This is a genomic window from Gimesia fumaroli, from assembly GCF_007754425.1.
Classification (GTDB): domain Bacteria; phylum Planctomycetota; class Planctomycetia; order Planctomycetales; family Planctomycetaceae; genus Gimesia; species Gimesia fumaroli.
In genome coordinates this window covers 6,423,108-6,435,762 of record NZ_CP037452.1, presented here as the reverse complement: position 1 = coordinate 6,435,762, position 12,655 = coordinate 6,423,108, and the positions used below count along the sequence as shown (strand labels likewise).

Here is a 12,655-nt window from a genome sequence, read left to right as displayed (position 1 = left end):
GCGTCTGGTCTCTCTGTCTTAGCGGAAACGTGAGAACCGGCGACGGCGTGACTGTCGTGGTGGCTGCTGGTTAGACTGATTGCTGTTGCGGTATTGTGACTGGTACTGATTATTGTATTGAGTCGCATTCTGCTGTTGTTGCAGAAATCGCTTTGAGTAACCAACGATCGGTTCTGACGGTTCTGGTTCATCAAAGTCTCTGTTCTTTGCCAGTTCCTCAAGCTCGTCAGCGTAGGTCGGACGAGTCCGCTCACGGTAGATGACCAGAGAGTCGATGGCATGATACATGCCGCCCGGTTCCAGAGGCTGGGTCTTGTATTGAATCAGGTCATTGGCAATCCGGGCAACGGCACTTCTGACCCAGGGCTCGTTCAAACGCTTTTGTGGCAAGGCTTCCATAATGAATTCGAGCGTGTGTCCGGTTGTTGATACCCGTTTGTTGACATCGCTGGCATATTCAGGGCCTTCAAAATATTTAGACGAGAATGAACCGTCACGATTCTGCATCGAACGGGCATACTCGATGTATTGACGCACTCGCATGCTCGCTTCCAGCCAGGTGCCACGAAGATGTTTCTGATCTTTCGCGTAGCTGTTGACCGCACTGGCTAATGCGAACAGACCATGTGTGCCTCCGCAGGCTGACTTGGTGGGTTCTGACTGCATCTGGACTTGAACCAGTTTTTCGATGCTCCACTCTTCACTTCGGTTGCTGGTCCATTCGGTATCCCAAGGTAAGTAGCGTGAGAATGCCCAGAGAGTCCAGGTGATTTCTTCTTCAGTATTCACTTCTGCTTTGGCATTACGAATCATGTCGGCGATGGTGATGATCTTTTCGCCCGTGTTGAATTTATGATCAAGGGGAATGCCGGCCATTCCGTAAAAGGCGAGAAATTGATTGGGGTGACCTTCAAAGGCATAGGGCTCGGTGAAGGGATGTCCTTTTCCGCCGTTATCTGTCGTAATAAACCAGGGACGGCCGCGAAAGCTGGGACCGGTTGAAACCCAGTCGATGGCGCGAATCCGTTTGTCATTCTGATACAGAGCATATTCCCAGCGGAGGGCCAGAATGCCATGAGCGATCTGCCAGGGAGTATGTACGTTGGTGCGTAACATTCTGCGATGTGACACTTCGATGGCATCGTCGACCAGTTTATCGAGTGGGTCGACAATTTTGGGAACTTCCGGTGCTTTTGGCTTTTCCATGGAAGGAGTTGTTTTTTTCGCGATCCCCGGGAACGGTTTTGGTTCGGGGACTGCGTCTGTTTTTGATTTCTTGTCGGTTTTGTCGTCTGCGACGAGCTTTGGTTTTTGCGCTTCGACACTGAGGTCGGGTTTGCGGGCAACCAGTGGTTCGTCCACTTCTGTATTAGTCGTGGTGACCTGTCGTATTTTTGACGGCTGATCGCTGATTTCCGGAACGAGCAATCGGGGCCCTGGTGCTGCGTGAACATCACAGGCAGTCTGCAGGACGGTTGTGAATACGATTAATGTTGAACATTTAATCCAAAGGTGGGGCGTCATCCTTGAATTCATTTCTGTATTCTTTCCAATATCGACAAGTTGTATTTTGAGTATTGCAGGAAACGACATTGAGCGTTTGAGCTTCCTGCAAGAATCTGGATGGTCACTCTGTGTTCAGTAGGAAGTAAGAAGCCTCCCCCCTCAAGATGGAGAACGGATTCCACATCTGATCAGGTTTCGATTTATGACTCCATTGAATCTGGCTGCTACTTACTTCTGAGAGACTCTTTCGCATACGAGTAGATGGATATTTGAGAGACTTGTTTCGTATCCGAAGGAGTTGAGGTCCTCATATTCTTAATATTGAGATGTATGAATTATCGGTAGATCTAATTGATTGTGTTGACCGGGGATTCGGAGAAAGCTGCAACTCGTCGCACTTTGAGAAAAGGGGGGTACCAGTTACGTAAGATGGTACATGTATTTTTGTTTGTCATAAAAAACTGATGTTTCGAATTCGTCTGATTGGAATTGTACTCGGCATTTTTCGGGACTGCCGGAATGGGGGAATTGTGCAAATTGTCGAAATCCATTACTTTTTGATGAAGTGAATAGCGCGTTTTTAATGACTGGCGCGTCCGGATGACCCTTTTTCAATTGTGAAGACATCGTGGGTCGATCAGGTAACAAGAACTCAGTATTGTGAAACAGATGAAACAATAGATCGACGCTGTACCATGCATCCGATGTTAGTGTATTCCTCAAGTATCAACTTGTGGGTCCTGGAGGTTTTTACTGCAGTCTGGTGCTTCGTGATGGGATCAGTGATTGGCAGCTTCTTGAATGTGGTCATCTATCGCATGCCGCTGGGGTTGAATATTTCCAAACCCAAATCGCGATGTCCGATCTGTGAGACTCCCATTCGAACACGTGATAATCTGCCGATTGTAGGCTGGATTCTGCTGCGGGGAAAATGCCGGACTTGCCAGGCGCCGATCTCCGTGCGGTATCCGATCGTGGAAGCGATCGTCGGTTGTTTTTTTCTATTAATGTATTTCTCGCTCGTCTATTCGGGTGGACGGTTTCTGCCTTACCGGATTCCGAACAAGTTCTGGGGGGCTTACCAGATTCTGGAAGGGCATACCTGGGACCTGATTGCCCTTGGTCTCTATTATAATTATCTGTTCATTGTGGTACTGGCAGGCGCTTATATTCACTTTGATCAACAGAAGATTCCCCTGAGATTGCTGATGTGGTGCTTTCTGATTGGTTTTTCGACAGGAGTCTTTCTGCCGGAACTCCACCCGGTACCCGCGATGGTCACGGTGGCATCGGAGCCATCTGCCACCGACGGCATTCTCAGTGAATTGCGTTACCATGGTTCACTTCATTGGGGCTTTCAGAGTACCACTTTGATTACGCTCTGGTGGGGATTATTTTACGGAGGAATTGTGGGCTTTCTGTATAGTTGGCCGCTGGTGGTTCAAAAAGAAAAACAGAGTATGCTGTTTCAATCGGGAACGAGCTGCCTGCTCATTCTGACAGGTTTGTACTTAGGCTGGCAGCAGGTTGTGACCGTCGGTTTCCTGTCAGCATTTTTACTGGCCTGTTATGAATTTGTCCGTCGCAACAGGAGTGTGGATCATCAGCCGATCCCCGCATCTGCTTTTATTGTCCTCGTCTTAGCACTACAACTGTTACTGGGAAGATATTTAACGCTGTTGCCGGGCGAGACGTCGATCACCATGTATCTGCTCGTCGTCGGTTGTCAGATTATTGTGATTCCAATACTGACCGGTCTGGCACAGTCGATCTATCGCAAACGAGAAACGCAAAGCCTTTTACAGGATCCGATTTCAGTTGATGAAACCTCAACCCTCACAGAATGAATCCACATTACCTGTTGAGGTCGCACAGGCACTCAATCAAGGAACTTGTATTCAGTTGGTTTTGAGTAAGCCAGTTGAAAAGCGCACGTTTGCCTGGAAAAAGGTGACGTTGCGGCCTGTGAGTATCAAAGACAAACTTCATTTTCAAGCAGCACTTTCCCAAGGCCAGCAGGAAGTTCATGAGAATCTGCAGCCCGATGAGGCCGTTCAGCGCGTTACAGAGCTCTGGGCGGATCAGTTTCGGGAAGGCTATCTATATACACAGGAAGCCGATTTTCATTTTCAAAAAACAAAACAGGGAACCGTCCGTCTGAAAAAGCAGGCTCCCAGCAAAGCCAGACCTCTCCAGGCTGAACCGCATAACCGCAGCAAGCAGTACCTGATTCCAGAAGGGACTCCCTGTGCGTTTCTTGAAGCGATCGGCGTGATGTCGTCTGCCGGCAAGGTGAAGTCGGCACAGTATCGCAAGTTTCGTCAAATCAACCGTTACCTGGAGTTCATAAACGACATTGTTTCCGGTTTGCCAGCGACAGGGGAACTGCGGATTGTCGATTTCGGGTGTGGTAAAAGTTATCTCACATTCGCGACGCACTATTTCTTTACTGAAGTGCTGCAGCGCGAAGTGCAGATTACCGGACTCGATCTGAAGCGAACCGTGGTTGAGCATTGTCAAAGTATCGCCGACCGGTTGCAGTGCCGGGGGCTTTCGTTTCAGACCGGAGATATTTCTCAGTTTGATGCGTCGACTATAAAATGTGACCTTTCGATTTCACTGCATGCCTGTGATACCGCTACCGATGCGGCTTTGGCGTCTGCGATTCAATCAGAGGCGTCGGTGATTATGGCGGTTCCCTGTTGTCAGCACGAAATTTTTCAGCAGATCACCAGTCAACCGCTGGCAGGATTGCTGCAACATGGGATTCTAAAAGAAAAAACAGCAGCTTTGGTGACCGATGCCTTACGGGCACTGGTGTTGGAAATTTGCGGATATCGCGCACAAGTTATAGAATTCATCGATACGGAGCATACGCCGAAAAATTTATTGATCAAAGCGGTAAAACGGCAGTCAGCATTAAATTCGAGTGATTTTCGCGAGATCGTGCAGCAGTATGAATCACTCAAGAGTCAATTTGGAATTCAATCGTTTTACCTGGAACGCGCATTGGGGGCAGGGTTTCAGGAATTGTGTGACGCGTCACAGCAAAATGGAGTCGACGAATGATGCCGGATGAGCTGGAATATAAAACGCGCAATCTCAAACGAATCCACCCCGGGTTTGGTCTGGTTGTTTTTATCACGCTGGTTTCCGGTTTGTTGATCTATAAGATTCAAAGCCGGGATTCTCAAGGTCTGAAGTCAGAACCGCAGTCCACTCAAACAGTCAGTCACAATCCGAACGCACTTCCAGAAACAGAGAACGCGAGACATCATTCTGAAGAGAGTCTTCCTGATCGAGAGATCCCGGATACATCGTTATCACAGGCAACACCGCAGACTGAAATTGTGATGACACAAACGGCAAATCGGCAACCGTTGCTGCCTGATGTCGGCACGCTCAAAAAAGGTGAGCTGGAATCGACGAGTTGGCAAAATCCGTTTTACCGCTTGCTCTGGAAAAATAAAGGCTGGCAGTTTACCGATGAGGGAATGGTTTCTACACCCCAGCAGATTTCGGCAGCGACGTTTGTGCGGCCTTATCAGAAAATCAGTGTCAGTTTTGCCGTGGAAGTGGAACAGAATCTTCCCGCGTTTGAATTGCAGCTCTTGACCAGAGATCCTGAACATCTGGAAAAAGTTTTGGTGACGAGTTCGGTTCACTTTCAACAGGATTCGGTTAGTGTGTCTGCAGAGTTGAATGAGGCAACGAAAGAGCTGAAACGTACCAAACTGCATCTGGAAAAGAGTCCCAAGTCGAAACGGATTCGCATTCGTTTCGTGGGCACGGGGAATCGATTTGTGATCAGTGTCGGTCGACGCCGCGTGCTGACCTGTACGCAGCCTGCCCAGCAATCGGGGAAAGAATGTTATCTGAGTTTTCTGGCGGAGGCAGATCCCGTCAAGATTACGGCGTTACGGATTGAAGGCGAGTAAGCTGTTCACGTACAAACAACTTCTGAAAGCTGTTAATCAATCGGTTTTCCCGCTGTACATGCAACAAAAACTTGCAATCTGCTGATTCTGCTGGTACGCTGATCATTAATCTCTTTAAATAACGCGCGACCTTCCATGCTTCTCCAGCAAACCGGCTTTCTGCATCGTAAACCAGGGTGGGAACGAGCTTGATCTCTGATCACAGAAACGCGGTTTAATAATGATTCAGGTTTACCAATGCGGAATTTGTTAAGACATGTGACAACCGCTGTTTTCATCCTGCTTGTATTCGTGCAGATCGGATGGGCTGCCGAGAAACCAGCACAGGTCGATTTTGAAAAACAGATCCGCCCTTTGCTGAAGCAGCACTGCTACGACTGTCACTCTCAAGACGCCGAAGAGTCGGGACTGCGGCTGGACTATGGTGCGAACATTCTCAAAGGGGGAGACCGGGGTCCGGCGGTGATTCCCGGTAAGAGTGCCGAGAGTCCTCTGTTTCTGAGTCTGTCGGGACAGGGAAAAATTCCCCGGATGCCTCACGAGCAGGAGCCGTTAAAGCCGGCCGAAATTTTGTTGATTCAACAATGGATCGATCAGGGCGGCCAAATTCCTGAAGCGGAACGAACACTGAAAGCGACGCAGAAACAATCGGACCATTGGTCATTCCAACCAATCCAGCGGCCGAAAGTGCCTGAGGTCAAACAGCAGGCGTGGGTCAGGAATCCGATCGACGCTTTTATTCTGAGTCGGTTAGAGCAGAACAAACTCAAACCCTCTGCAGAAGCCGATCGCAGCACATTGATTCGTCGTTTAAGCCTCGATTTAACAGGGCTGACTCCTTCTGTAGAAGAGGTGCAGCAATTCCTGGCAGATACGAAACCGGGGGCCTATGAGCGGCTCGTTGATCGGCTGCTGGCGTCTCCCCATTATGGTGAGCGTTGGGCGCGGCACTGGCTGGATGTGGCTCGCTACGCTGACTCCAACGGTTTCACCATCGATGGCCCGCGTTCGATCTGGAAATACCGGGACTGGGTGATCGACGCCATCAATGCGAACATGCCCTTTGATCAATTTGTGAAAGAACAGCTGGCGGGCGACTTATTGCCGAACCCGACGACCGAACAATTAATCGCGACCGGCTTTCATCGGAATACCTTGATCAACCAGGAAGGGGGCACGAACCCGGAACAGTTTCGTGTCGAAGCAGTCGTCGATCGGGTGAATACAACGGGGGCCGCATTCCTGGGACTGACAGTCGGCTGTGCGCAATGCCACAAGCATAAATACGATCCGATTACGCAGCGGGACTTCTATCAACTGTATGCGATCTTCAACAGTACGGCTGATATCAACAGTGCGCCCCCTACCTTAGCACTGCCGACCGATGAACAAAAAGCGAAGCAGGCCGATCTGAAACAAGAGATTACAAAGATCCAGAAACAACTGGCAGAACGCAAAAAACAACTGGAACCGAAATTTCAGACGTGGCAACTGGATCTGAAGCAGGCTCTGAAAGATTCCGAGAAGCAATGGACGATTCTGAAATCAGAGACTGCGAAATCCGAGAATGGAGCGACGATCACGGTATTGGAAGATGATTCACTGCTGGTCGGTGGCAAGATTCCCAACAACGATATCTATGTCGTCGAAACGGCGGCGGTTCCCTCGGGAATAACGGGAGTGCGGCTGGAAGTACTCACTCATGAGAGCCTTCCGAAAATGGGTCCCGGCTGGGCCGGCAATGGGAACTTTGTCTTGGATGAAGTCGCTGTTGAAGTCGCTCGAAAGACAAAACAGGGCTGGTCGAAGTTTGCACCGGTGAAGTTGGCGAAAGCGACCGCCGACCATTCGCAAGTGAAGTTTCCCGCTCAAAACCTGGTCGACGGTGATTTGAAAACCGGGTGGGCGATCAACGTGAAAAAAGGCAAGATGAATGTGAATCGCCATGCGATACTGCATTTAAACGAAGCGCTCAGCTCTGACGGGCCACAGAAGTTGCGAGTGACATTAACCCAGACTCGTGATTCCAGATACAATGTCGGTCGTTTCCGTTTCGCGACGACGACCGTTAGCCCTGGCGTGTTGAATTTTGATACAGAGCTCCTTGCTCAGCTAAAACAACCGGAAGAAAAATGGGATGCAAAACTTAAGGCGAAGATAGCCGATGAGTTTCATAAGTCGGATGCAAAATGGTCGAAACTGAACCAGCGGTTGACAAAGCAGAAAGCAGAACAGACGAAATTGAATAAAGCCATCGTGACCACGATGGTCATGAAGGAGCTGCCAAAACCACGCGAAACGTTTATTCTTCTACGTGGTAATTTTCTGGCACCCGGCGCGCCTGTCAGTCCCGGAGTTCCTGATGTCTTACCGCCGATGCCCGAAGGTGTAAAGACGCCGACGCGCCTGGATTTTGCCAACTGGTTGACCAGCCCTGAACAACCACTGACGGCCCGGGTGACCGTCAATCGTTACTGGCAACGTTTCTTTGGGAAAGGGCTCGTCGAGACAGAAAACGATTTCGGCACACAGGGAACAGAACCCACGCATCCCGAATTGCTGGACTGGTTGGCGGCAGAGTTTATACACAATGGCTGGGACATGAAACAACTGCATCGGTTGATTGTGACCTCAGCCGCCTATCGTCAGTCGTCGGACTTTGACCCTGCCAATCAATCACAGGACCCGCGCAATCTGCTGCTCTCCCGACAGAATCGGTTTCGACTGGAAGCGGAATCGATCCGGGATGTGTTTCTTGCCAGCAGCGGTCTGTTGACGCGAAAGATTGGCGGCCCGAGCGTTTATCCGCCTCAACCTGAGGGGATTTATGTTCTGACACAAAACAAAAAAGCCTGGCCAGAAGAGAAAGGCGAAGATCGATACCGCCGCGGCATGTATACGTATTTCTGGCGTTCGAGTCCGTATCCGATGTTGCCGACCTTCGATGCCCCCAACAGTAATACCACGTGCACTCGCCGCGTTCGTTCGAATACCCCCCTGCAGGCGTTAACACTGGCCAACGATCATTCTCTATTTGAATTGATTCAGGGGTTTGCCGTGCGAATTCTCACAGACGGCCCCGACTATGATGAAGGTCGAATGAGACAGGCATTCCAGATTTGTCTGTCCCGGTCTCCCTCTGATCATGAGCTGGATGTGCTGACCCGTTACTTAAACGAACAGCGGGCGCATTTTAAGGAATCACCGAAAGAAGCGGCTCAGGTGGCTTCAGATAAGATACCCAAAGAAATCGATGTCGCGGAAGCCGCCAGTTGGACGGCGGTCGCCCGTGTCTTGATGAATCTGGATGAATTTATTACACGCGAATAACACATTTTCTCATGCTGGATATTGTGTTTGAACAACATGGCATTCAAGGAGACAGCGGATGAGTTTTGACGACCTCGTATTACGCGAACAGACACGACGCCACTTTTTTGAGAATTGTGCCGTGGGAGCCGGTGCAATGGGGTTGGCTGCGTTGCTGCAGAATGAGCAACGGGCACAAGCGGGGCCTGCTGCGCTGGGGAAAACGCATCATCCCCCCAAAGCCAAAAATGTGATCTATCTGTTCATGGCGGGAGGGCCGAGCCAGCTGGAACTGTTTGACTTCAAACCCAAACTCCAGGAACTGGAAGGCAAAGTCATTCCCGAATCGTATGTCGAAGGCAAGCAGTTTGCCTTTCTGAAAAAAGACGCCAAGCTGCTGGGCACGCGCCGCAAATTCAAAAAGCATGGCGCTGCGGGAACGGAACTCTCGGATGCGATTCCGCATCTGGCGAGTGTGGCCGATGATATTACGGTTCTGAAAAGTATGAAAACGGATGTGTTCAATCATGGACCGGCCAAGCTGTTTATGAATACGGGCACGCAGCAGTTCGGGCGTCCCAGTATGGGGGCCTGGGTGACTTATGGGATTGGCAGTGAATCACAAAATCTGCCCGGCTTTGTCGTGCTGCAGTCGGGGCCCCGCGGCCCGCGAGGCGGGGCACCACTTTGGGGCAGCGGATTTCTGCCGACGACGTATCAGGGCGTTCCTTTTCTTAACGGCGCTGATCCCATCTTGAATTTGTCGAGCCCAAAGGGAATTGATCAGAAACGTCAGTCAGAATTTATCGATACCGTGAACGAACTCAATGCGCTGCGGCTGGAGAAAACAAGAGACCCGGAAATTTCGACACGCATTTCCGCTTACGAAATGGCGTATCGCATGCAGTCCAGCGCCCCCGAGTTGATGGATCTGTCCGGCGAGACCAAAGAGACTCTCGATTTGTATGGCGTCGACCCGGCCAAGCCCTCTTATGCTCGTAACTGTTTGCTGGCACGCAGGTTAATCGAAAAAGGTTGCCGCTTTGTCCAATTGTATCACACTGACTGGGACCATCACGGCAACAAAGGGACCGACCTGGGCGAATCACTGGATGCTCGTTGTCTCGAAACCGATCAAGCCTCAGCAGCGCTGGTCAAAGATTTGAAACAACGCGGGCTGTTAGATGATACGCTGGTGATCTGGGGAGGCGAATTCGGACGGACTCCTCAAGGAGAACCCCGCGATCTGATCGGCCGCGATCATCATATCGATGCGTTCACAATGTGGGTCGCTGGTGGCGGTTCCAAACCCGGTGTCACAATAGGAGAGACTGACGAGTTGGGATATTACTCGGTCGAAGATACGGTTCACGTCCGCGACTTTCATGCGACTGTGTTACATCTGCTCGGCATTGATCATCATGAGCTTTCCTATTTTTACCAGGGTCTCGATTTCCGCTTAACGGGTGTGGAAGAAGCCCATCTGGTTCAGAAAATGCTGGCTTAAAACAGGGGTCTCGGCTGATACTGAAAAAAACTTGAACGAAATATTAAGAAATCCTCTGGACAGAATTTGAAGATTTCATTATCACTCGCCTCTCTCTCATCCATCTCAAAATCAAATCAAATCACTTCCTTACTGTTCTGTAATTCCTACACACTAATCCAATTTACTGTTTATCACGGAGGCATGGATGCCACCGGAGTCTAACACCGGTCTATCCGGATCGATGATGCGCCATACCGGGCTGATTTTCCCACTAGTCATAGTGAGCTCAGTTCTGGTAATCATTGCGCCGTTGCCTCCGTTCGTGATGGACTTCCTGTTGTCCTGCAATATTACCGTTTCCGTCGTCATTCTGATGACCACCATTTATGTCACACGCCCGCTGGAGTTCAGCGTATTCCCTGCGATTTTATTGGGAACCACACTGGCACGGCTGGTGCTCAACGTGGCTTCCACCCGTTTGATTTTAACCCGTGGTGCAGCCGACGGAACAGCTGCTGCCGGGGGCGTGATTGAAGCCTTCGGTCAGTTTGTTGCCGGCGGTCAATTGGTCGTCGGCCTGATTATCTTCGTGATTCTGGTCACGATTCAGTTCATGGTGATCACCAAAGGTGCGACCCGGATCAGTGAAGTGGCCGCCCGTTTTGCACTCGATAGTATGCCCGGTAAGCAGATGGCAATCGACGCCGACTTGAATGCCGGTTTGATCAGTTCGGAAGAAGCGAAAGAACGTCGTAAAGAAGTCACCGAACAAGCCGACTTCTATGGCTCGATGGATGGTGCCAGTAAGTTCGTTCGCGGCGATTCCATTGCCAGTATTATCATCACGTTGATCAACGTCGTCGGTGGTCTGTACGTCGGAATGGTCGATCATGGCATGGAACTCGGCAAAGCGGCAACCGTGTTTACCACACTCACGATCGGAGATGGTCTGGTCACACAGGTTCCCGGCTTCCTGATTTCACTGGCAGCCGGCTTGATTGTGACGCGAACTTCAGTCGACAGTAACCTGCCTCGTGATGTGGTCAAGCAATTCTCCGGTCACCCGGAAGCCTTGTTCCTGGCTTCGACGTTTCTGTTTGCTCTGGCGTTTACCGGCTTACCCGCGGGACCGATGCTGGCATTGGCAGTGGGATGTGCGATTACAGGAACCCTGAGAAGAAAAGGCCAACAGGCAGCGGAAGTGGTCAAACAAAAAGAAGAAACACAACAGCAGGAACAGCCCCGTCCCGAACCCAAGCCCGAAGATCATCTGTTTGTTGATCCGCTGGAGTTGGAGCTGGGCGTCGGACTACTGCGTATGGCAGACCCGGCGACCGGCGGCGATTTATTAGATCGGGTCACACGCATCCGACACAAAATTGCCCAGGAATTGGGCATCATTCTGCCGAAGGTACGCATCAGAGATAACATTCGGCTGGGACAACGCGACTATCAGATTAAAATTCGCGATGTGGCTGTCGCCTGGGGTGCAATTTATCCCGACGGGTTACTGGCCATTGATACGGGGGCTACCAGCGGCGACATCCCTGGAATCGATACCGTCGAACCGGCCTTTGGTCGGCCCGCGAAATGGATTGAACTGGGACAGAAAGAACGCGCCGAGCTGATGGGCTTCAATGTGGTGGAACCTTCAGCCGTGGTGATTACCCATCTGACCGAAGTCGTTCGCGAACACAGCAGCGAATTACTGACCCGCGAGCAGGTGCATGCCCTCATCGAAAACCTCAAGGAATCGTCTCCCAAAGTGGTCGAAGAACTGATTCCCGATGTGCTGAAAATATCACAAGTGCAGCACGTACTTTCGAATTTACTGCGTGAACGTGTGCCGATTCGCGATCTGGAAACCATTTTACAGTCACTCGGCGATTATGCAGATCGCACCAAAGAACCCATGATTTTAACGGAATATGTCCGCAATGGTTTGGCCCGTAGCATCTGCCAGCAATATCGCGACAGCAAACGCCTGTTAAGAGTCGTCACCCTGGATCCCGAACTCGAAGATGTGCTGATGTCGGGCATTGATTACAACGAACATGGGCTGGTTATCAAACTGGCTCCCCAGACCGGTGAACTGATCACGCAGGCAATTGCCAATCAGATTGAGCCGCTGGTCGCTTCAGGCGGGCATCCGATTGTGATCTGCAATCCGCAAATCAGAGCCGGCTTGAAACAGATTACCTCCCCCTTATTACCACGACTGGTGGTATTGAGCTTAAACGAAATCACTCGCGATACGGACGTCGAAGCAGTCGGCCAGATTTCGGCCGGTCATTTGAATCCGGAAGCAATGGCGGCGAGGGCAGCATGAGAAACACAGATACAAAACAAAAGACAAAGACGCTTCAAGACTGAAGCTTGAATGAACAGATACAACAATACAAACGGAAACGTG

The 12,655-nt window shown here is 50.6% G+C and carries 7 protein-coding genes; 6 read left to right on the top strand and 1 reads right to left on the bottom strand.

Annotated features, from left to right (window positions below; genetic code table 11):
• Positions 1–18: 18 nt before the first annotated feature.
• Complete coding sequence (locus Enr17x_RS24480; protein WP_232100843.1) at positions 19–1,536, bottom strand: hypothetical protein; 1,518 nt, start codon at positions 1,534–1,536, stop codon at positions 19–21.
• A 743-nt stretch (positions 1,537–2,279) separates the two neighbouring features.
• Here Enr17x_RS24480 and Enr17x_RS24475 point away from each other — a divergent pair.
• The 6 genes from Enr17x_RS24475 (at position 2,280) to flhA (ending at position 12,571) form a co-directional block, all read left to right on the top strand.
• Positions 2,280–3,353: a prepilin peptidase gene (locus tag Enr17x_RS24475; protein WP_198000773.1), complete on the top strand. Its 1,074-nt coding sequence runs from the start codon at positions 2,280–2,282 to the stop codon at positions 3,351–3,353.
• The gene (locus Enr17x_RS24470; protein ID WP_145312293.1) at positions 3,328–4,575 is read left to right on the top strand and encodes a class I SAM-dependent methyltransferase; all 1,248 of its coding nucleotides are present in this window, start codon (positions 3,328–3,330) and stop codon (positions 4,573–4,575) included. Before Enr17x_RS24475 ends, Enr17x_RS24470 begins: the two co-directional genes overlap by 26 nt.
• Positions 4,572–5,444 (top strand): hypothetical protein, encoded by an 873-nt coding sequence (locus tag Enr17x_RS24465; protein ID WP_145312292.1) that lies wholly within the window; start codon positions 4,572–4,574, stop codon positions 5,442–5,444. The genes Enr17x_RS24470 and Enr17x_RS24465 overlap by 4 nt, the downstream gene beginning before the upstream one ends.
• Positions 5,445–5,681: 237 nt before the next feature.
• On the top strand, positions 5,682–8,774 hold the full coding sequence (locus Enr17x_RS24460) for a DUF1553 domain-containing protein (protein ID WP_145312291.1): 3,093 nt from the start codon (positions 5,682–5,684) through the stop codon (positions 8,772–8,774).
• A gap of 58 nt (positions 8,775–8,832) precedes the next feature.
• The gene (locus Enr17x_RS24455; protein WP_145312290.1) at positions 8,833–10,260 is read left to right on the top strand and encodes a DUF1501 domain-containing protein; all 1,428 of its coding nucleotides are present in this window, start codon (positions 8,833–8,835) and stop codon (positions 10,258–10,260) included.
• A 187-nt stretch (positions 10,261–10,447) separates the two neighbouring features.
• The gene (gene flhA, locus Enr17x_RS24450; RefSeq protein ID WP_232100842.1) at positions 10,448–12,571 is read left to right on the top strand and encodes a flagellar biosynthesis protein FlhA; all 2,124 of its coding nucleotides are present in this window, start codon (positions 10,448–10,450) and stop codon (positions 12,569–12,571) included.
• The last annotated feature ends 84 nt before the right edge of the window (positions 12,572–12,655 follow it).

What these genes read in the sequence shown, in the direction of transcription:
- Enr17x_RS24480 (WP_232100843.1), bottom strand. Translation starts at nt 1,536, where the DNA reads ATGAATTCAAGGATGACGCCCCACCTTTGGATTAAATGTTCAACATTA.
- Enr17x_RS24475 (WP_198000773.1), top strand. Translation starts at nt 2,280, where the DNA reads ATGGGATCAGTGATTGGCAGCTTCTTGAATGTGGTCATCTATCGCATG.
- Enr17x_RS24470 (WP_145312293.1), top strand. Translation starts at nt 3,328, where the DNA reads ATGAAACCTCAACCCTCACAGAATGAATCCACATTACCTGTTGAGGTC.
- Enr17x_RS24465 (WP_145312292.1), top strand. Translation starts at nt 4,572, where the DNA reads ATGATGCCGGATGAGCTGGAATATAAAACGCGCAATCTCAAACGAATC.
- Enr17x_RS24460 (WP_145312291.1), top strand. Translation starts at nt 5,682, where the DNA reads ATGCGGAATTTGTTAAGACATGTGACAACCGCTGTTTTCATCCTGCTT.
- Enr17x_RS24455 (WP_145312290.1), top strand. Translation starts at nt 8,833, where the DNA reads ATGAGTTTTGACGACCTCGTATTACGCGAACAGACACGACGCCACTTT.
- flhA (WP_232100842.1), top strand. Translation starts at nt 10,448, where the DNA reads ATGCCACCGGAGTCTAACACCGGTCTATCCGGATCGATGATGCGCCAT.